We start from the raw sequence: 21,243 nt of genomic DNA on the forward strand, positions 1-21,243 counted from the left end.
GGGTGGCGTTTTTATTTGCTGCAAATGTAGCTCGATAGGCTAAACTAGCATGAAATCAACACTAACTAAGGACAAAGAATGAAGATCAGTGCACGTAATACCCTAAGTGGCAAAATTACCGCCATCGAAATTGGCTCTGTAAACAATGAAGTTACTATCGAACTGGCACCAGGCGTAGTGTTAACTTCTGTCGTCACTAAAGCTTCCTGTGAGCGTTTAAACTTGAAGGTGGGTGATTCGGCTTACGCACTCATTAAAGCCAGCAGCGTGATGATTGGCGTGGATGATTAAGCGGCTGATATAGCTCCCATATCGCTGTATCGAGACAAACAAAAAGGCCAAGTAAATACTTGGCCTTTTCTATTTGCTTCGAAAAAACAGGGGATAAGCAAGTTATCCCCTATCAAAATTAACCTTCAACAGGGTAATCGATTTTCGCATTCGCTTTCAGTGACTCAATCAGGCCGCGGTAATCCGCTTCGCTGTATTGTGCATTTAAGCGTTGTTTCAGTGCACTGACTAATTCATCGCTAACAGACTCAGCCGCATTGACTTTATCCAGTACAATCACTGCGTAACCACTCGCTAAAGCAACTGTGTCAACCACAGGCGTGGCACTCGGGATTGGCATTTGGAAGGCTTTACCTACAATGGCTGCGTCCACGTCTTGCGCGCCACGACCCAGTTTGGTCTTAGCCGTTAGAGTCACATCAGTCGCACCCGCTTTAACTTGGGTCATCAGCTCTTGTGCTTTAGCACGTGCAGCTTCGTTTGCTTGGTCTTGCTTCAAACGTTCGCTAATGTCGGCCTTCACTTCTACTAATGGCATAGTGCCCGCATCGTGATGTTCCTTCATGCGGATAACCACTACATGGTTTGGCTCAAGTTCAAGCACTTCACTGTTTAAACCTTGGCGTAGAACAGTGTCGGAGAACGCCGCTTTAACTACCTCAGGCTTATTCAATGCCGCTGGCACATCATCACGTGAAAACAGTGGCGTCGTCTTAATCTCAACGCCAACGACTTTAGCGGTTTCTGCTAAGGTATCAGGCACTTCGTAGCTAGTATCAGCCAGTTTGCTCTGCAAGCTATAGAATTGATCGACCGCTTTCTTCTCTTGCAGTTGAGCCACAATCTTCGCTTTCACATCCGCAAATGGCACGGTAGTACCAGGCTGAACGTCTAACAGTTTGATGATATGGAAACCAAAATCCGTTTTCACAACGCCAGAATGCTGACCTTTTTGCAGTGCAAACAGAGCAGTATCAAAACTTGGGTCCATCACACCAGGTTCAAACCAGTCTAACTTACCGCCCTGCTCGGCACTTAAGGTATCTTCCGAATTGGCTTTGGCTAACGCAGCAAAGTCAGCACCGTTATCTAACTGCTTAGCTAAATCTTCAGCCTTGGCTTTTGCCGCAGCTTCATCGCTGCCTGGGCCGATTAGAATGTGTGCAGCTAAACGTTTCTCGTTAGACACATACTGCGTCTTATGCTCATCGTAGTAAGCCTGAGCTTCTTCATCGGTCACTTTGCTATCTTTCGCAAAATCAGCCGCATTTAATTCTACATACTCTAAGCTCACCTTCTCAGGGCTCATAAACTGGCCTTGGTTAGTGTCATAGTAGTTTTCAACTTGCTCGTCAGTCACAGAGGCATTCGCGAGGAATGGCGCCGAGTCCACCACTAAATAACGAATGTCACGAGTTTGGCCTTGCAGCTCAGCTAATTGCTTAGCTTCACCTGGTAACACGAATTCAGTGCCCACTAACGCCGCAGTTAACTGACGACGAGTCATATCGACACGCATCATGCTTCTAAAGGTTTGTGGCTGGTAGCCTAACTGACGCAAAATTGCCTGATAACGGTCGTTATCGAATTTGCCATCGGTTTGGAAAGCGGGTTCTGATTTAATCGCCGCAATAATTTGCTCGTCAGACACACGCAGCCCCATTGCAGCAGCTGCTTGGTCGATCAGTTTATCGGCCACTAAACGTTCGAGTACGCTCTGCTTAATGCTTTCTAAGTATCTTTCGTCGGCAGATAACGCAGCAAACATTTCGCCCAGTTGTTGCTCCATACGAGCGCGTTCGCTCTGATAGGCCTGCTCTAACTCGGCTTTAGTGATCTTGTCACCGTTGACTTCTGCTGCAGGGGCGTCAGTTGTTGAGCCTAAATAGCTACTCACGCCTGCAAATGCAAAAGATAAAATCACAAGTACGAGAATGCCTTTAGCAATCACGCCTTGCGAACCGTCGCGGATCTTTTCTAACATCAGATTTCTCGCTTGTTGCGATTAACAAAATAAAAAGGCGCATCAATTTGAGATGCGCCTTTCTGTAATTTATGGGGATTATTCAGACGCTACCACTGGTAAGTGCTAAAACCCCGAGTAATGGTAGAAATAAACCTTCAAAATCCATTACTTTCAATTCGTAAAAAGCACTGTTTAAACAGTGCTTATCATTACGAACGCCTTACAAAGGCTACGATATCAAAAATTAATTGACAGCGTCTTTCAGAGCTTTACCAGCTTTGAATGCTGGAATTTTTGCTGCTGCGATTTTGATTTCTTCACCCGTTTGTGGGTTGCGACCAGTACGCTCAGCACGTTCACGCACTTCAAAAGTACCAAAACCAACAAGAGAAATTTTATCGCCTTCTTTCAGACCTTCGGTCACAGCAGCGATAAAAGAATCCAGTGCACGGCCAGCAGCGGCTTTAGAAATGTCAGCACCAGAAGCGATTTTCTCGATTAGTTCAGATTTGTTCATGTCATCCCCTTGAATGTAATTTTTTTGCGCCGCAACCAAATCCGTCTCTAGAGCGGTCTGCGGAGGCTTTTATAACAAGCTTGAATTCAAAGTTCAAGCTGAGTTCGAAAACCAAAGAAATAAAACTGGATACAGCTCAAAGCCAGTTGCGCCAAGGGCTTGGAGCAACCGACTCTCCACAGACCTAGGCTACCACAGGTCTGCGCTTTGTTAAGCCCCTTTTTTCATTTTTTTTAGCGTGATAGCGCATTTTCTTGCGTTATGCCAAGTTTTTAACCACTTCGAAGCCTTCAACCGGTCTTTCTAGCGCCAGTTTTAACACTTCGTCGACCCAACGCACGGGACGAATTTCCAAATCGGCAATCACATTGGCAGGAATTTCTTCCAGATCACGCTCGTTTTCTTTTGGAATAAGTACCAATTTAATGCCACCACGGTGTGCCGCGAGCAGTTTTTCTTTTAAACCGCCGATAGGTAACACTTCTCCGCGTAAAGTAATTTCACCCGTCATCGCCACATCGGCCCGCACAGGGTTACCCGTTAAGCTAGACACTAATGCAGTACACATTGCCGCGCCCGCAGATGGACCATCTTTTGGCGTCGCCCCCTCTGGCACGTGAACATGGATATCACGTTTCTCATAAAAGTCGCCGTTGATGCCTAATTGTTCTGCACGGGCACGCACGACGGTCATCGCCGCTTGAATTGACTCTTGCATCACATCGCCAAGTGAACCCGTGTAGGTCAACTTGCCTTTACCAGGCACAGAGGTCGCCTCAATGGTCAGCAGATCGCCACCGACTTCGGTCCAAGCCAAACCAGTGACTTGACCAATTTGATTGTTCGATTCCGCTTTTCCATAGTCAAAGCGCTGCACACCGAGGAAAGACTTGAGGTTGTCCGCGGTCACTGTGACTGACTTGATGGATTTATCCAGCAGGATCATCTTCACGACCTTACGGCAAATCTTCGACAATTCACGCTCAAGAGAACGCACGCCAGCTTCACGGGTGTAATAGCGGATAATGCCGACAATCGCGCTATCTTCTACATGAATTTCACTCGCTTTAAGACCGTTACGCTCAATTTGTTTCGTCAGTAAATGCTGCTTAGCAATATTGAGTTTCTCATCTTCGGTGTAACCCGATAGACGAATCACTTCCATACGGTCCAGTAGCGGGCCAGGAATATTCATCGAGTTCGAGGTTGCCACGAACATCACATCGGATAAGTCGTAATCGACTTCGAGGTAATGGTCGTTAAAGGTCGCGTTTTGCTCAGGATCAAGCACCTCTAACAGCGCTGACGCTGGGTCGCCACGCATATCCGAACTCATTTTGTCGATTTCATCGAGCAGGAATAAGGGGTTTTTCACACCCACTTTCGCCATCTTTTGAATGACTTTACCCGGCATTGAGCCAATGTAAGTACGGCGATGACCGCGGATTTCCGCCTCATCACGCACGCCGCCCAAGGCAACACGCACATACTTACGACCAGTTGCTTTCGCAATCGATTGACCTAATGAGGTTTTACCCACACCTGGTGGGCCGACTAAGCACAGGATAGGCCCCTTAAGTTGACGCACACGGCTCTGTACTGCCAAGTATTCCAGAATCCGGTCTTTGACCTTTTCCAGACCATAGTGGTCGGTATCGAGAACTTCTTGGGCTTTAGCTAAATCGCGTTTGATTTTTGAGCGTTGGCTCCAAGGCACTGAGGTCATCCAATCCACATAGCTGCGAACCACGGTCGCTTCGGCAGACATGGGTGACATCATGCGTAATTTATTCAGCTCGGCGACGGCCTTCTCTTTGGCATCGCTTGGCATGTTGGCTTCTTCAATCTTGCGATTTAAGACTTCAAACTCGTCGTGGCCTTCGTCTAAGTCACCCAATTCTTTTTGGATGGCTTTCATCTGCTCGTTCAGATAATACTCACGCTGGCTCTTTTCCATCTGCTTTTTAACGCGGGTACGAATACGTTTCTCAACCTGTAGCAGGTCAATTTCCGACTCCATCATCGCCATTAAATATTCCAGACGCTCACCGATGTTCGTCATCTCAAGCACAGACTGTTTGTCCTCAAGCTTGAGTGGCATATGCGCGGCCATAGTATCAGCTAGGCGCGCCGCTTCATCGATTCCAGAAAGCGAGGTCAAGACTTCAGGCGGGATCTTCTTGTTAAGCTTGATATAGCCTTCAAATTGGCCAATCGCGCTGCGAACTAAGACTTCCTCTTCTTTGTCTTCTAAAGGCTCAGACTCGAGGTACTCGGCCTTAGCCACAAAGAAATCCGCTTCCTGTGTGTAATGCTTAATACGGGCGCGGCGGCCACCTTCGACCAGTACTTTAACCGTACCGTCAGGCAGTTTAAGCAGTTGCAAAATAGACGCCACTGTACCGACTTCAAAGATATCGTCTTTGGTCGGCTCGTCTAGCTCAGCATCACGCTGAGCGACTAAAATAATTTGCTTATCCTGGGCCATTGCCGTTTCGAGACAACGAATCGATTTTTCTCGGCCAACGAACAACGGAATTACCATATGGGGATAGACCACCACATCTCTCAGTGGTAGCACGGGGAGTTCGATATGCGCTTCACGCTCTAAGGTCATAGCTCGATTCCGTTTAGATGAAAGGGATTAGTTATGGAGTATATTGGGGCGCTTTACTGGGTTTCAATGGCCAAAATAAAAAAAGGAGTCCATGGACTCCTTGATTTTCAGATTATTAATAATCAGTACAATTATTGTTCACCAGAGGCCGCTTGCGCTTCGTTGCGCTCGTAAATCAGGATAGGGGCAGACTCGCCATTCACCACAGATTCATCGACAACCGCCTTCACAACGCCCTCAATCGAAGGAATATCGTACATGGTATCGAGTAAAATACCTTCTACGATTGAACGTAGACCACGGGCGCCCGTTTTACGGGACATGGCTTTATGTGCAATAGCTTTGAGCGCATCTTCGCGGAACTCAAGCTCAACCCCTTCCATCTCAAACAGCGCGTTGTACTGTTTTGTCAGCGCGTTTTTAGGTTCAGACAGAATTTGCACTAACGCTTCTTCGTCCAGCTCGGTCAGCGTTGCGACAACGGGTAGACGGCCGATAAACTCAGGGATCAAGCCATATTTGACTAAATCTTCGGGTTCGACTTGAGATAAGGTTTCAGAAATCGTTGCCTTATCCTTCTCGCCCTTCACTTGTGCACCAAAACCGATACCAGAACCGACGTGAGCACGCTGTTCAATCACTTTCTCAAGGCCAGCAAAAGCACCACCACAGATGAATAGGATCTTAGAGGTATCTACCTGTAAGAACTCTTGCTGTGGATGCTTACGACCACCTTGAGGCGGAACCGCAGCAACTGTACCTTCGATAAGCTTCAGCAGAGCTTGCTGCACGCCCTCACCCGACACGTCACGGGTGATCGACGGGTTGTCCGATTTACGGCTGATTTTGTCGATTTCGTCGATATAGACGATACCGCGTTGCGCTTTTTCAACATCGTAATCGCACTTTTGTAGCAGCTTTTGAATGATGTTTTCAACGTCTTCACCCACATAACCGGCTTCGGTTAATGTGGTGGCGTCCGCCATAGTAAATGGGACATTCAATGAGCGCGCGAGGGTTTCTGCCAGCAGGGTTTTACCACTGCCCGTGGGACCAATCAGCAAAATGTTACTCTTGCCTAATTCCACTCCATCTTTGGGAGAAGAATTTCTCAGGCGCTTATAGTGATTGTACACAGCAACAGAAAGCACTTTTTTGGCTCTGTCCTGACCGATCACATAATCGTCTAAATGCGCACGCAACTCATGTGGCGTTGGCAATTTATCATTATCACGCTTAGGGGAGATTTCTTTAATCTCTTCACGAATAATGTCGTTACATAATTCGACACATTCGTCGCATACGTATACTGATGGGCCTGCAATCAGTTTTCTGACTTCATGCTGGCTCTTACCGCAAAAAGAGCAGTACAGCAATTTACCGCTGTCACCATTATTTTTGTTGTCGCCCATTAATTACCTCATTTGCAGTCTGCTCTACTGCTTGTCGTAAACTTGCTAACCCTTAACTGAGCTTTGCTTAATAGAGCATAGCCCAGTCAAAAGTAAAAATCAGCCGCGTTTAGTCATCACTGCGTCAACTAAACCATATTCAACTGCTTGAGTCGCACTCATGAAGTTGTCGCGGTCGGTATCACGTTCAATCACTTCGAGTGGCTGGCCAGTGTGCTCTGACAACATCAGGTTCAGTTTATGCTTGATGCCTAAGATCTCTTGGGCATGAATAGCAATATCAGAAGCCTGACCTTGGAATCCACCCAGTGGTTGGTGGATCATCACGCGTGAGTTAGGTAAGCAGAAACGCTTACCCTTTTCGCCGCCTGCTAATAAAAACGCGCCCATGCTGGCCGCTTGACCAATACACACAGTGCTGACGCTCGGCTTAATAAACTGCATGGTATCGTAAATCGCCATGCCCGCAGTGACTGAGCCACCGGGTGAGTTGATATATAAGAAGATATCTTTATCAGGGCTTTCTGATTCGAGGAAGAGCAACTGCGCCACAATCAGATTCGCCATATGCTCTTCAACTTGACCCACTAAAAAGATAATCCGCTCTTTTAACAGACGAGAATAAATATCGAATGAGCGTTCACCCTTAGCCGTCTGTTCGATCACCATAGGCACTAAAGCACTTTGTATGTCTGACGCATTATGCATTATTCGTTTCCCTAAATAAAAATGGCTCGCATGAGGAGCCTCATACGAGCCATTATAAATTGCGAACTGCCAATCAAGTCAAGCTTAGCTTATGCGCGACCTGTAGCCTTGTTCATAAATTCTTCAAAAGCGACTTCTTTTTCGGTCACTTTGGCAGATTTCAGCAGTGCTTCAACAGCTTGCTCTTCAAGCGCAACGTTGCGCATGTTTTGCATCAGCTCTTTGTTGCTGTTGTAATAAGCAATCACTTCACTTGGATCTTCGTATGCAGAAGCCATAGAAGCGATTAACGCTTGTACACGCTCATCTTCTGCTTTCAGCTCGTTAGTCTTGATAACTTCGCCTAATAACAGACCGATTTTCACGCGACGAGCCGCTTGTTCAGTGAATAATTCAGCAGGCAGTTCTGGCATGTTAGCCGTTTGACCACCAAAACGTTGCATCGCTTGTTGACGCAGTACGTTAACTTCGCCATCGATCAGTGCTTTTGGCAGTTCTATGTCGTTGTTGGCTAATAAACCAGTGATCACTTGCTCTTTCACGTTTGCTTTTAACGCTTGCTCAAGTTCACGGTTCATGTTCTTACGGATTTCAGTTTTCAGCGCTTCTAAGCCGCCTTCGCTGATACCGAATAATGCTGCAAACTCATCGTTTACTTCTGGTAAGTTAGCCGCTAAAACTTCAGTTAAGGTGATAGCAAACTTAGCCGCTTTACCTTTTAAGTTTTCAGCGTGATATTCTTCTGGGAAAGTCACGTCGATAACGAATTCTTCACCCGCTTTGTGACCTAAGATACCCGCTTCGAAACCTGGGATCATACGGCCGCTGCCTAATTGCAGTTCGAAATCTTCAGCTTTACCGCCTTCGAATTCAACACCGTCAACGCTGCCAACAAAGTTCATTTTCACTTTGTCGCCGTCAGCCGCTTCACGCTCAACAGCAGCAAAAGTCGCGTGTTGCTTACGTAACGTTTCGATCATGCTGTCTACGTCAGCATCGGTCACAGACGCTTTTGGTTGTTCTACTTCGATTGCATCTAAACCTTTCAGCTCAACTTCTGGGTAGATTTCGAAAGTCGCGACGAATTCAAATTTTTCACCGTCAGTCGCACCAGGTACGAAAGTTGGTGCGCCAGCTGGGTTTAATTTCTCAGCGATGATCGCTTCGATAAAGTTACGTTGCATCACTTCACCAGTGATGTCTTGACGAATAGCTGCGCCATAACGTTTGTTGATTACAGTAACAGGCACTTTGCCAGGACGGAAACCTGGGATACGAGCACGCTTAGCTTCACGTTGTAAACTGTCTTTAACCAGTTTTTCAATTTGTTCAGCAGGAACAGAAATGGTCAGGCGACGCTCTAGGCCTTGGGTTGCTTCAACAGAAACTTGCATTGTTTTACCTCGAAATTTGTCTAACGTCCTTTGTAATAGTCGAGTCTTCAACTATTCAGGTATTCGTTTCTTGATCATTAAATTTGACTACAATGCCCACCACTATTGGCTTTCGGCACAGGTCGCTGTTAGTTGATATCTATCAAGACGCGACATTATAGCCACCGTTTTGTGCAGAGTCGAGCCTCTACGGCCGAATCTAGGGTATAAAAAAAGCGACCAGAGGTCGCTTTTTATATTTTGTACTCAAAGTACTTAAAAATGGGGTGACTGATGGGGCTCGAACCCACGACAACCGGAATCACAATCCGGGACTCTACCAACTGAGCTACAATCACCACTGAAACTGGTACGCCCGGCAGGATTCGAACCTGCGACCATCCGCTTAGAAGGCGGATGCTCTATCCAACTGAGCTACGGGCGCATGGTTTACAGACTCTGCTGTATCCTAACCTAGGCGTGATAACTTATCATAGTAAAATTATCCGCTATTACCCGCTCAAATTACCTAAGTAATCTATGAGCCAATAATATTACATTGGTCGGTGATAGAGGATTCGAACCTCTGACCCTCTGGTCCCAAACCAGATGCGCTACCGGACTGCGCTAATCACCGAAGGTCTTACATTATCAGGTATTAATTGAGAGGGTTTCCTCTGGTCCACTCTCATCCAAATCAGGATGTTCATAGAATCTCATTAATTAGTGATAATAGTTGTTTTCAAAGCAAATGGGCACATCTGCTTGAGAACGGAGCGCATCTTAGCCCCTCACTTTGCACCCGTCAACGATTTTTTTAAGCATTCAAACTAGATGCTGAATTATCAGGCGAATACGCCTGTTTTTATCCATTTCGCCGCGGCTTTCACCATGACACACCCGCAACGCCCTGTTAAAATAGTCGCGATTGCCACTCTCTGTGTTAACGACAGTTTTCACCATCGCCCATATAAAGGATATCCTACACCCATGACAGCCCAAATAATCGACGGCAAGGCGATTGCTCAATCCATCCGCACACAACTTCGCGAAAAAGTAACCGCCCGCAAAGAGGCAGGACAACGCGTACCAGGTTTAGCCGTCATTCTCGTGGGAGCCGACCCCGCTTCTCAGGTTTATGTTGGTAGTAAACGTAAAGCCTGTGAAGAAGTGGGATTTATTTCTCGCTCCTACGATCTCGATACCAGTTATACCGAAGAAGCCTTATTAGCCCTTATCGACGAACTCAATGATGATCCAACAATCGACGGTATCTTAGTGCAGCTTCCTCTGCCTGCGCATATTGAAGACTCTAAAGTGATTGAGCGCATTCGCCCCGATAAAGATGTCGACGGTTTCCACCCTTATAACGTCGGTCGTTTAGCCCAACGTATTCCAGTATTACGTTCATGCACTCCAATGGGGATCATGACCTTAATCAAATCAACGGGTGTCGATACCTATGGCTTAGATGCAGTTGTAGTAGGCGCCTCAAACATCGTCGGTCGACCAATGACACTAGAGCTACTGCTTGCGGGCTGTACCACAACCACTTGCCATCGTTTTACCAAAAACCTAGAACAAAAAATTCGTCAGGCAGATCTAGTAGTAGTTGCAGTCGGTAAACCCGGTTTTATCCCTGGAGAGTGGATTAAACCCGGCGCGATTGTTATCGATGTGGGTATTAACCGCTTAGAAAACGGCACCTTAGTGGGCGACGTGCAATATGATGTTGCTGCGCAAAACGCCAGCTTTATTACCCCAGTACCCGGTGGTGTGGGACCAATGACCATTGCCAGCCTACTTGAAAATACCCTGTATGCCGCTGAGCAATATCATGACTAATTGATAACGATGGGTTAAATAGTACCGTATAAATTTGCTATTTAACCTTACTACGCAATAAAAAACCTGCCATTGGCAGGTTTTTTATTGTCGACGCGAATCTAGCTTAAGCGATGGGATTATTTCTTACGCCAAGTTGTACCACTTGGGCCATCTTCTAATACCACGCCAAGCTCATTTAAACGATTACGCGCTACGTCAGCCGCTGGCCAATCTTTTTCGACACGAGCACGATTACGCTCAACAATCAGGGCTTCGATTTCAGCCACTTCATCATCGCTTCCCTCACCTTTGAAGAAGGCATCGGGTGCTTGGTGCAATAATCCCAATACATCAGCCAGTTGCTTCATGGCAACCGCCATGGCAGAAGCCTGCGCCATATCGGTGGTTTTCAGGCGGTTAATTTCACGCACCATATCAAATAGCACTGAGTACGCCTCTGGGGTATTAAAGTCATCGTCCATTGCCGCTTTAAACTTAGACACAAACTCTTCCGCTGGCGCAGCAGCTACAGTGAGGTCGACATCTTTAATCGCGGTATATAAACGCTCTAACGCCGCACGCGCCTGCTTTAAGTTTTCTTCAGAGTAGTTGATTTGGCTACGATAGTGACCCGATAGCAAGAAGTAACGCACAGTTTCAGGATCGTAATGGCCTAATACATCACGAATAGTGAAGAAGTTGCCTAAAGACTTAGACATCTTTTCGCGGTCAACCATCACCATGCCGGTGTGCATCCAGTAGTTCACGTACGGCGTATCATGAGCACAGCAAGACTGGGCAATTTCATTCTCATGGTGCGGGAATTGCAAATCTGAACCACCACCATGGATATCGAAATGCAGCCCCAAGTGCTTGCTATTCATCGCCGAACATTCGATATGCCAACCAGGGCGACCCGGTCCCCATGGCGATTCCCACGTTGGCTCGCCCGGTTTAGACATTTTCCATAGCACAAAATCCATTGGATTTTGCTTGTTATCATCAACCTCAACCCGAGCGCCCGCCTGTAATTGCTCCAGATTCTGACCTGATAGGCGACCATACTCAGGGAAAGACGCCACACTGAACAGCACATCGCCATCGGCGGCCACATAGGCATGACCGCGGGCCAGTAAACGCTCAACCATGTCGATGATTTCGGCAATATGCAGGGTTGCACGAGGTTCGAAATCGGGACGGATCATATTTAGCGCATCAAAATCCTTATGCATTTCACCAATCAAACGATCAGTTAATGTGTTGCAGTCTTCTTGGTTTTCATTAGCGCGTTTGATGATTTTGTCATCAATGTCGGTGATATTACGTTGAAAATTCACTTCATAACCCGCATAACGCAGGTAGCGAACGATCATATCGAAGGAAACAAAAGTACGCCCATGGCCAATATGACAGAGATCGTATACGGTCACCCCACACACATACATCCCAACTTTTCCGGGAGTAATTGGCTTAAATTCCTGTTTTTGGCGGGTAATACTGTTGTAAATCTTCAACATCGGCATTCTCTTCAATGATAGATTCGGGTGTAAAATCAAAGGGTCAGTCTACCATGTTGGCAAGGGGTTTGAATACTGCACTTTGCGTGCAATCAGAGATAAGTTAGAATCGCGCCACTATTTACTGAGAGTATGAAAACATGATCACATTACACACTAATTTGGGCGACATTAAACTGCAACTGAACGCCGAAAAAGCACCGCTGACCGTGGCAAACTTTATGAAATATGTCGACGAAGGTTTCTTCGATGGCACCATTTTCCACCGTGTAATTGACGGCTTTATGATCCAAGGCGGTGGCTTTACCGCAGAAATGAGCCAAAAACGTTGCCATGAGCCAGTGAAAAACGAAGCTAACAACGGTTTATCAAACCGTACCGGTACTATCGCGATGGCACGCACTTCTGATCCGCATTCCGCGACGGCGCAATTCTTTATCAACGTAAATGACAACACCTTCCTCGATTTTAAATCTGAGAGCATGCAAGGTTGGGGTTACTGTGTATTTGGTGAAGTGGTTGAAGGCATGGACATCGTTGAAAAAATCAAAGCCGTCAGCACTGGTAACCGTGGCATGCACCAAGATGTACCATTAGAAGCGGTTGTGATTGAAAAAGTAAGCACTGCGGCCTAATTCCTTAGGATGCGAACCTTATTTATTGGCGATCTGCACTTAAGTGCCGATCGCCTCGATATCACTCAAGCCTTTAATCGCTTCCTCGATACAGAGCTGAATGATGCCGATGCCCTCTACATTTTGGGGGATTTGTTTGAGGTATGGGTCGGCGACGATTTAGCCGCGCCCTTCGCCCTCGAATTAGCACGTAAGCTCAAGCAAGTTTCCCAAACACTGCCCATCTACTTTATTCACGGTAATCGTGACTTTATGTTAGGCAAACAATTTGCCGATGCTGCAGGTATGCAAATGTTACCCGAAGTCACTTGCTTAGAACTGTATGGTGTTAAAACGGTGATTTTGCACGGCGATAGCCTATGTACCTTAGATAAGGCCTACCAACGCTTTCGCAAATTACGCAGTTTTGCATTTGCCCGTTGGCTTTATAGCTGTTTGCCGAAGAGAAAACGTCAAGCCATTGCTAATAAGATCCGCAGCAATAGCCAGAGCAGCAATCAACAAAAAAGCTATGTCATTATGGATGTGGAACCGAGTGCAGTGGATGAATTGTTTGCCAAAACCCATAGCAAGCAGATGATCCACGGTCATACCCATAGGCCAGCCATTCACGAATTAAACAAGGGTTGCAAACGTATTGTGGTCGGTGATTGGTATGAGCAGGGCAGCGTATTGGTTGTGAGCGCTAATGGTGTAGATTTAAAAAGCCTGCCCTTTGAAGCCATTTAACGACCATTGAAAAAGCTATTAACGGCCTCAAACCCAAATAAGGTAACGGCCGTTAATCCGCTCATTCACATCAGATAGCCAACGGCTGGCCACTGTGGAAGCGAAATTCTTCATCGGGGGCCATAATCAATTCGACTTCCCTCTTGCCAAAATAAGCCACCCGCTCAGTAATATCTTCTGTTGAAACGAGCTGCGCCAGCTTAAGATAATCCTCAAAATGACGCGCCTCAGAGCGCAGCAAAGACACATAAAACTTACTTAACTCTGCATCGAGGTAAGGCGCTAATTTGGCAAAACGTTCACAGGAGCGCGCCTCAATATAAGCGCCAACAATCAACTTATCGCGCAGAATATCCTTCTCATGGGTCGTCACGTGGCTCATCATGCCTTTTGCGTAACGCCCTGCACGAATATTGCGATAGGGAATGTGTCGTGCGTGCATCAACTCCAGCACTTGTTCAAAATGATGAAACTCTTCTTTTATTAGGCGAATAAGTGGCGGGATAAGATCCTGACCAAAAGCAAAATGTTGATTGGGCTGCAAATTGGCAACCAGCTCGTTCTTTTTAACATCACGGGCCAAAAACTCCTCGATATCACGTTCCTTGTGATAAACGAATTCCTCGTAAGGTTTTGCCCACGCCAACAGTGATTGTCCGCTGTCTTTATCTAAGGCGTATCGCCTTAATAAGAACATCGCGGTCTGCGCGGCTTTTAGCTCGCAATTACAATGGTCTATTAAAAGTTCATCTAACGAGGCAGAGGCTCTTGCCACATCAATCCAAGTTTGCGGCGTCTCACAACGAAGAAACGCATGAACAGGTGCCAATAATTGCTGCATGGGAACACTCAAAAATCATTAAAAATATCGTCATATTTTACGCGTAATTATCGACAAGCTATAGCTTTACACCGCGGTAAACTTGACGAGATGAACTTTTTGTTCAATAAATAATCTACACTATAAGAACTGAGATCCTGATCACACTGCGTCTCAATTCAAAGTGTAAACAGTCAGGCGTTAAAGGATAGGAGAGCATTTACCCTGATTGTAGAGCTGTTATCAGCTCGTCTGACGTTTGGCGAGCCATCATCAATGCTGAACAAGGATAATTATAATGATACTGAATCACTTAATGGGGTTATACACTCATCCAAAACAGGAGTGGCACGCGATTGAGAAGAATCACGAGGCACTCAAAAGTAGCTTAAGTCACGTTATTCTCATCGCACTCATTCCGGCTGTCTGTAGCTTTATCGCCACTGCATATATTGGCTGGAATCCAGGGGCGGGGGATCCGATTTATCTCACGCCACAAAGCGCCATGTTTATGTCAGTGGGAATGTACTTTGGTCTCATTGCAGGTGTGTTTGCCCTCGCCTATTTAGCTTACTGGATGGCAAAAACCTTCGATGCCCAGCCCACCTTCACGCAAGCCTTAGAGCTTGCATCCTACACTGCAACGCCTCTGTTTATGGTCGGCCTAGCTGCACTCTATCCAGTACTCTGGTTTATTATGATTGTTGGACTCGTTGGCTTAGCCTACTCGGTTTATCTGCTCTACGCGGGTGTGCCCATCATTATGAACATCCCGGAAGAAAAAGGCTTTATTTACGCCAGCTCCATGGTTACAGCAGGTTTAGTGTTGTTGGTTGGCCTAATGGCCACCAGCGTTATCCTCTGGAGTATTGGCTTTGGCCCTATGTACCAATAAGGTATCAATAGGTGCTCTATCAAGCGCTTAAAAATACAAATAGTGGTAAAGAGAAGTTTTGAAAACGAAAAGTTCTAAAAAACAAAAAGCCCTTAGCTTTATAAAACTAAGGGCCTTTTTATGAGTCTATTAGCAACAGCACTTAACCGCTGCTAAGTGACTCTCTATTCGAACGAATCACGCAGTGCAACCGTTAGGTTAAACACTAAATGCTCGGCTGAAGAGTCTTTATTGTCAGCGCAGAAATAACCTTCACGCTCAAACTGGTAAGCTTTTTCCGCAGGCGCATTCACCAAACTCGCTTCCACTAAACCATTCACTACTTCAAGTGAGTTAGGGTTTAATACTTCATCCACAGTCTCAGCGGCAGCAGGATTTGGATCAGTAAACAAGCGTTGGTATAAACGGAATTCCGCAGGTTTTGCTGTTGTAGCTTCAACCCAATGAATTACGCCTTTTACTTTGCGGCCATCGGCAGGGTTTTTACCTAAAGTGTCAGCATCGTAACTGCAGTAAACTGTAGTGATATTGCCTTCGCTGTCTTTGTCACAACGTTCTGCTTTAATGACATAAGCGTTACGCAGACGTACTTCTTTGCCCATCACCAGACGTTTATATTGCTTATTGGCTTCTTCTCTGAAGTCGGCAACATCGATATACAGTTCACGACCAAAAGCGAGTTCGCGCGTTCCCATGCTTTCATCACTTGGGTGAGAAGCCGCATGAATAGTTTCGATTTGACCTTCAGGGTAGTTCTCAATCACGACTTTTAATGGACGCAGAACAGCCATCGCACGAGGGGCGTGCTCGTTAAGCTCTTCACGGATACAAGCGTCGAGCATCGCCACTTCAACCATGTTTTCTTGCTTGGTGATACCGATGCGTTGGCAAAACTCGCGGATAGACGCTGGGGTATAACCACGACGACGTAAACCTGCAATCGTTGGCATACGCGGGTCATCCCACCCTGACACTAACTTGCGCGTCACTAAGTCATTCAATTTACGCTTAGACATCAGCGTATATTCAAGATTTAAGCGAGAAAACTCATATTGACGAGTACGGTTTGGCGCTTGGAAATCATCTAAGTTATCGAGCACCCAATCGTATAGACGACGGTTGTCTTGGAACTCTAATGTACACAGCGAGTGAGTAATGTGCTCGAGCGCATCAGAAATACAGTGCGTAAAGTCGTACATTGGGTAAATGCACCACTTGTCACCGGTTTGATGATGGTGAGCGAAACGAATACGGTAAATCACCGGATCGCGCATACACATAAAAGGCGATGCCATGTCGATTTTCGCACGCAGTGCACATTCGCCCTCTTTGAATTCACCCTTACGCATTTTTTCGAATAAGTGCAGGTTTTCTTCAACGGGAGTGTCACGATACGGGCTGTTCTTACCCGGCTCTTTTAAAGTGCCACGGTATTCGCGGGTTTCATCGGCATTGAGGAAACACACATAGGCCAAGCCTTTGTTAATCAACTCAACCGCATATTGGTGTAATTGGTCGAAATAGTTAGATGAATAACGAACTTCACCATCCCACTGGAATCCTAACCAACGCACATCCGCCTGAATCGAATTAACATAATCGATGTCTTCTTTTTCAGGATTGGTATCATCAAAACGTAAATTACATAGGCCTTGGTAATCGCGCGCAATGCCAAAGTTCAAACAGATGGACTTAGCATGACCTATATGCAAATAACCATTTGGCTCGGGAGGAAAACGCGTCTGCACGCTGGTGTGCTTACCGCTTTTCAGGTCCTCATCAATAATATTACGGATAAAGTTACTCGGACGTACTTCAGTGTCCACATGACTCATGGAATTCCTCTTTGCGAACAATGGCAATTTTAACAAAAGCCGCATGATCCTACAGATCTCGGCCAGTTACAATGCCCAGTATAAAAAACTAGGGTTATGGCATGGATAGTAAAACAATAAAAGCAGCCATGAAAGCTGCTTTTACCTTTGTCATGACTAAGCTGACATTTATTACTCTACGATTACTCGGTAATGATCCTAATGCCAGGGATGATTTGCTGTGTTCTGCGCCCTTTACGTTTAAGCCACAGATAGAACACCACAAGAGCTACGAGGAAGAAACCAATCCACAGACTCGATTGCACCGGATGCGCACTAAAGGTGGCCGCTTGATAGGCAATAGTTGCACTGCCGTAGGCAAGTGAGAATGTCCAAGTTGCGGCAAACGTTGCCCAGCGGCTACCAAACTCATGTACCAAGGCGCCCATAGCAGCAACACATGGCGTATAGAGTAAGATAAACAGCAGATAAGAGAAGGCTGCCACCTTAGTGGTAAAGCCAGATTGCAATGCACTAAAAGTTGACGTTGCAACACCTTGCGCCTCTGAGGCAACATCGGTACTGGATACATCACCCACAGATAACTTAAGCGGATCTTCCAAATCTAAACCGAACAAGTTTGCAGGGATAGTCGCCAGTGCTTCATTGAAACTATCGGCTAAGGGAGTTAATTCGCCATCCTCAGGAGCCGCATTGGTATATAAGCTATTGAGAGTTCCAACAACAGCTTCTTTGGCAAAAATACCAGTGATAATACCCACAGTTGCAGGCCAGTTATCTTGCTCAATGCCCATTGGAGTAAAGATGGGGGTCACTTTTTGGCTCGCCACACTTAAGAGTGACGCTTGACTATCTTCATGGCCAAAGGTGCCATCGACGCCAATCGCGTTGATAAAGTTAAGTAGTGTTACCACAAGCACGATAGTTTTACCCGCACCTAAGATAAAGCTCTTAGTTCGCTTACCGGTCCGCACCATCACGGCTTTAAATTTTGGTAGCTCATAGCTTGGCAGCTCCATTACCACAGCACTGCTCGTGCCCGGTAATAAGGTGCTACGCAGTAATAATCCAGTGCCAATTGCCGCAAAAATCCCGATCACATACAGTAGAAACACTAGGTTTTGACCAGAATCAGGGAAGAAGGCCGCCGCAAATAGCGCATACACAGGTAAACGCGCACCGCAAGACATAAAGGGCGCCATCATCCCTGTGACAATGCGCTCACGCTCACTGCCTAAGGTACGAGTCGCCATAATGGCTGGAACCGAACAACCAAAGCCGACAATCATGGGGACGAAGGCTTTGCCCGGTAAGCCAATGCGGCGCATTAAGCCATCCACCACAAATGCAGCGCGGGCCATATAGCCCGAACTTTCAAGAATAGATAAACCGAGGAACAGTGCCGCGATTACCGGGATAAAAGTAGAAACGGTTTGAATACCTTGACCCACACCACCCGCCAGAATTGTGACTAGCCAAGCAGGCGCGCCAATGTTACTGAGCAGTGCGCCAAAATGATCGACCAGCAATGCCCCGACAAACACATCGAAGAAATCGATAAACGCACTGCCAATGTTGATGCTGAACATAAACATCAAGTACATGACAAATAAGAAAACCGGAATGCCAAGTACGGGATGTAAGACTAATTTATCGAGTTTATCGCTCAAGGTTAAGAAGCCATCGGTTTTCACTGAACCTTGGAACACTCGCTCCACAAAGTTAAAGCGAGTCGTCGCAACCATCACTTCAATATCGTGCCCTTGTTGCGCAATTTGCTGAGTACAAGTACTCACTTCATCTTGAAACTCCGCATTTTTACAGCTACCACAACCTGAGCCATTTCCTAACATCGCCAGTGCACGACCACGGCTTAAATTGGGGTCTTTACTGCAAAGTAACTGCACACCCGCTTCAATTTGCTCATCATAATCTAATAGCAAAGGCGCTTCGGATACGCGGCCTTGAAGTAAATCAAGCACTTGTGCTTGCACTTTAGCTACGTCTGCCCGATCCCGTGAGCATACCCCAATTACAGGGCAACCCAATTCTTCGCTCATTTTTTTTAAATCGACACGGATGCCCCGCTTGATGGCCGCATCGATTTTGTTCAAAACCACCACCATAGGGATCGACAGTTCACGAAGCTGTGCCGTCAAATAGAGGTGACGCTCGATATTGGTTGCATCGACTAAGTTAATGATGCCATCGACACGTTGTTCGGCGAGATATTGCTGAGCAATCTGCTCATCGAGAGAACAATCACAACTGTTACCCGCAGGGAGTAAATCATAGATACCGGGTAAGTCGGTTAAGTAAACGTCTGCACCATTAAGGGTAAAATGACCGGTTTTTTTCTCAACGGTCACACCGGACCAGTTGCCCACTTGCTGATTCGCGCCCGTTAGCGCGTTAAAGAGTGTTGATTTTCCCGCATTTGGGTTACCAACAGTGACGCAATGAAACTGCTTAGTCATTCGCCTTTTCCACCTCTATGATGTCTGCTAGGTCTCTACGCATACAAAGCTTACTGCCACGAATATCCAACTCTAAACCAGAGCCCATTGGCGCTCTGCGGATCAACGAAAATCGTGTATTTGGGGTGATGCCCATGGATAATAATTTACGCTTCACTGTTTGCGGCAGATCTAATCGCCCGATTTCAGAAATAATGCCACGGTCACCGGGACTGAGTTCGCTTAACTTCATTACCTATTTCACCTTGTAACAGCTTCAGCTTGAAAAACTGCGCCCATTGTAACTGAGCGTTGGCTCTAATAACTTTACCTAGATCAAGCTTTATGACTGGTAACGATAATAGTTTTCAATTGTGTTGAGTATTATGTGACAAAAATCTCAATGAATAAACGCCTGACCAAAAATAAAAATTCCCATAACTGCACAGCACACTTACGAGTTAGAGTAAAAGTCAATGAGCTGTAAACGAGCTGCTCACAAATCAAAATGAGAACAAGATCACACTTCGTTATTTATCACTAACAAAATCATCCTTCTTTACTGTCAACCTCCATAAAAATGTTACGCAATTGTCGCAAATTTGTTCTAGTATTAATCTGCTAAATTAGTGATGTCGCAAGCTTGAAAATAACAAATAAAACGCACTCGGGAATAGATGAACATGGATATTGGGTTAAAGTTCAAAAGCATAACTCAGCTTATGCTTGTAGTGATGTTATCGATACTCAGCCTTCCAACGTTAGCAACACCTTGGGATGATAAGCCCCCCGAGGAAGTCGTCGCGACATTGGACAAAAAGTTTGCCGAAGGTAAATACTCGGCCAAAGGGGCTGATACTTGCCTGATGTGCCATAAAAAAAGTGCAGCTGTGATGGCCATTTTTGATGGCGTGCATGGCAATCCGAGTGTCAAAGACTCCCCCATGGCCGATTTACAGTGTGAAGCCTGCCACGGTCCACTAGGGAATCACAATAAAGGCGGCAAAGAGCCGATGATCACCTTTGGCCAGAACTCCCCCGTCCCCGCGCAAAAGCAAAATAGTGTCTGCATGAGTTGCCATAACGACGATCAACGCATCGCGTGGAAAGGCAACCATCATGATAATGCCGATATCCCCTGCAGCAGCTGTCACCAAGTTCACGTTGCAAAAGACCCTATCAGTGACAAAGCGAATGAAGTTGCCATTTGTACCCAATGCCATACCCAGCAAAAAGCCGATATGCACAAACGCTCATCCCATCCATTGCAATGGCAACAAATGGTCTGTAGCGATTGCCACAATCCCCACGGCAGCTTGAATGATGCAAGTTTGAAACAAATGAGCGTCAACGAAAACTGCTACAGCTGCCATGCCGAAAAACGTGGGCCTAAACTGTGGGAGCATGCACCTGTCACCGACAATTGTGCTAACTGCCATAACCCCCACGGCAGCGTGAATGAGTCGATGCTCATTAGTAAACCACCACAATTATGCCAACAATGCCACGCCTCAGATGGCCATAGCAGCAATGCTTACTTTGGTAATCAAACCAATGCCTTCACCTCTGGCAATTCCTGTATGAATTGTCATGGTCAAGTGCATGGTTCAAATCATCCATCCGGCAAGTTGCTCCAGAGATAACA

Annotated in this window: 17 protein-coding genes and 3 tRNA genes; 6 read left to right on the forward strand and 14 right to left on the reverse strand. The window is 46.2% G+C overall.

The window, feature by feature from the left end; translation table 11 throughout:
* The first annotated feature begins 78 nt into the window (after positions 1-78).
* Positions 79-291 carry a TOBE domain-containing protein gene (locus ACK5NH_RS15045; protein ID WP_011071920.1) on the forward strand — a complete coding sequence of 71 codons (213 nt, stop codon included), beginning with the start codon at positions 79-81 and terminating at the stop codon, positions 289-291.
* A 118-nt stretch (positions 292-409) separates the two neighbouring features.
* Here ACK5NH_RS15045 and ppiD read toward each other — a convergent pair whose 3' ends face one another.
* The 9 genes from ppiD to ACK5NH_RS15090 form a co-directional block, all read right to left on the reverse strand.
* Positions 410-2,275, reverse strand: a complete 1,866-nt coding sequence (ppiD, locus tag ACK5NH_RS15050) for a peptidylprolyl isomerase (RefSeq protein ID WP_416921344.1) — start codon at positions 2,273-2,275, stop codon at positions 410-412.
* A 226-nt stretch (positions 2,276-2,501) separates the two neighbouring features.
* Positions 2,502-2,774, reverse strand: a complete 273-nt coding sequence (gene hupB / locus ACK5NH_RS15055) for a nucleoid-associated protein HU-beta (protein ID WP_006081127.1) — start codon at positions 2,772-2,774, stop codon at positions 2,502-2,504.
* Between the two features lie 259 nt (positions 2,775-3,033).
* Positions 3,034-5,391, reverse strand: a complete 2,358-nt coding sequence (gene lon / locus ACK5NH_RS15060; RefSeq protein WP_416921346.1) for an endopeptidase La — start codon at positions 5,389-5,391, stop codon at positions 3,034-3,036.
* Positions 5,392-5,522: 131 nt separating this feature from the next.
* The gene (gene clpX / locus ACK5NH_RS15065; protein WP_416921348.1) at positions 5,523-6,803 is read right to left on the reverse strand and encodes an ATP-dependent protease ATP-binding subunit ClpX; all 1,281 of its coding nucleotides are present in this window, start codon (positions 6,801-6,803) and stop codon (positions 5,523-5,525) included.
* 99 nt (positions 6,804-6,902) lie between these two features.
* Positions 6,903-7,511: an ATP-dependent Clp endopeptidase proteolytic subunit ClpP gene (gene clpP, locus ACK5NH_RS15070; RefSeq protein ID WP_416921350.1), complete on the reverse strand. Its 609-nt coding sequence runs from the start codon at positions 7,509-7,511 to the stop codon at positions 6,903-6,905.
* Between the two features lie 89 nt (positions 7,512-7,600).
* A complete protein-coding gene (tig, locus tag ACK5NH_RS15075) occupies positions 7,601-8,905 on the reverse strand; it encodes a trigger factor (RefSeq protein WP_416921352.1) in 1,305 nt (434 codons plus the stop codon).
* Between the two features lie 262 nt (positions 8,906-9,167).
* A tRNA-His gene (locus ACK5NH_RS15080) sits at positions 9,168-9,243 on the reverse strand.
* 9 nt (positions 9,244-9,252) lie between these two features.
* Positions 9,253-9,329 (reverse strand) — tRNA-Arg (locus ACK5NH_RS15085).
* A 115-nt stretch (positions 9,330-9,444) separates the two neighbouring features.
* Positions 9,445-9,521 (reverse strand) — tRNA-Pro (locus tag ACK5NH_RS15090).
* Positions 9,522-9,874: 353 nt separating this feature from the next.
* Here ACK5NH_RS15090 and folD point away from each other — a divergent pair.
* Complete coding sequence (gene folD / locus ACK5NH_RS15095) at positions 9,875-10,729, forward strand: bifunctional methylenetetrahydrofolate dehydrogenase/methenyltetrahydrofolate cyclohydrolase FolD (RefSeq protein WP_011623249.1); 855 nt, start codon at positions 9,875-9,877, stop codon at positions 10,727-10,729.
* Between the two features lie 119 nt (positions 10,730-10,848).
* Here the strand turns inward: folD and cysS are convergent, their stop codons facing one another.
* Complete coding sequence (gene cysS, locus ACK5NH_RS15100) at positions 10,849-12,228, reverse strand: cysteine--tRNA ligase (protein ID WP_416921354.1); 1,380 nt, start codon at positions 12,226-12,228, stop codon at positions 10,849-10,851.
* 140 nt (positions 12,229-12,368) lie between these two features.
* On the opposite strand from cysS, the gene ACK5NH_RS15105 reads away from it, so the two are divergent.
* Both ACK5NH_RS15105 and ACK5NH_RS15110 read left to right on the forward strand, forming a co-directional pair.
* Complete coding sequence (locus ACK5NH_RS15105; RefSeq protein ID WP_416921356.1) at positions 12,369-12,863, forward strand: peptidylprolyl isomerase; 495 nt, start codon at positions 12,369-12,371, stop codon at positions 12,861-12,863.
* Positions 12,864-12,872: 9 nt separating this feature from the next.
* Positions 12,873-13,592: a UDP-2,3-diacylglucosamine diphosphatase gene (locus ACK5NH_RS15110; RefSeq protein WP_416921358.1), complete on the forward strand. Its 720-nt coding sequence runs from the start codon at positions 12,873-12,875 to the stop codon at positions 13,590-13,592.
* A 70-nt stretch (positions 13,593-13,662) separates the two neighbouring features.
* Here the strand turns inward: ACK5NH_RS15110 and miaE are convergent, their stop codons facing one another.
* A complete protein-coding gene (gene miaE / locus ACK5NH_RS15115) occupies positions 13,663-14,433 on the reverse strand; it encodes a tRNA isopentenyl-2-thiomethyl-A-37 hydroxylase MiaE (protein ID WP_416921360.1) in 771 nt (256 codons plus the stop codon).
* A 277-nt stretch (positions 14,434-14,710) separates the two neighbouring features.
* Between miaE and ACK5NH_RS15120 the strand changes: the two genes are divergently transcribed.
* Positions 14,711-15,307, forward strand: a complete 597-nt coding sequence (locus ACK5NH_RS15120) for a Yip1 family protein (RefSeq protein ID WP_011623254.1) — start codon at positions 14,711-14,713, stop codon at positions 15,305-15,307.
* A 164-nt stretch (positions 15,308-15,471) separates the two neighbouring features.
* On the opposite strand, the gene glnS is transcribed toward ACK5NH_RS15120, so the two are convergent.
* The 3 genes from glnS to ACK5NH_RS15135 all read right to left on the reverse strand — a co-directional run bounded on the left by glnS (position 15,472) and on the right by ACK5NH_RS15135 (position 19,851).
* Complete coding sequence (gene glnS, locus ACK5NH_RS15125) at positions 15,472-17,142, reverse strand: glutamine--tRNA ligase (RefSeq protein WP_416921363.1); 1,671 nt, start codon at positions 17,140-17,142, stop codon at positions 15,472-15,474.
* A 182-nt stretch (positions 17,143-17,324) separates the two neighbouring features.
* Positions 17,325-19,619 carry a Fe(2+) transporter permease subunit FeoB gene (gene feoB, locus ACK5NH_RS15130; protein WP_416921365.1) on the reverse strand — a complete coding sequence of 765 codons (2,295 nt, stop codon included), beginning with the start codon at positions 19,617-19,619 and terminating at the stop codon, positions 17,325-17,327.
* Entirely contained in the window at positions 19,612-19,851 is a 240-nt protein-coding gene (locus ACK5NH_RS15135) for a FeoA family protein (protein ID WP_011623257.1), read from the reverse strand. The genes feoB and ACK5NH_RS15135 overlap by 8 nt, the downstream gene beginning before the upstream one ends.
* Before the next feature lie 424 nt (positions 19,852-20,275).
* Between ACK5NH_RS15135 and ACK5NH_RS15140 the strand changes: the two genes are divergently transcribed.
* Positions 20,276-21,241, forward strand: a complete 966-nt coding sequence (locus ACK5NH_RS15140) for a DmsE family decaheme c-type cytochrome (protein WP_416921367.1) — start codon at positions 20,276-20,278, stop codon at positions 21,239-21,241.
* Positions 21,242-21,243: the final 2 nt, after the last annotated feature.

The organism is Shewanella sp., assembly GCF_047975355.1.
Lineage (GTDB): Bacteria > Pseudomonadota > Gammaproteobacteria > Enterobacterales > Shewanellaceae > Shewanella.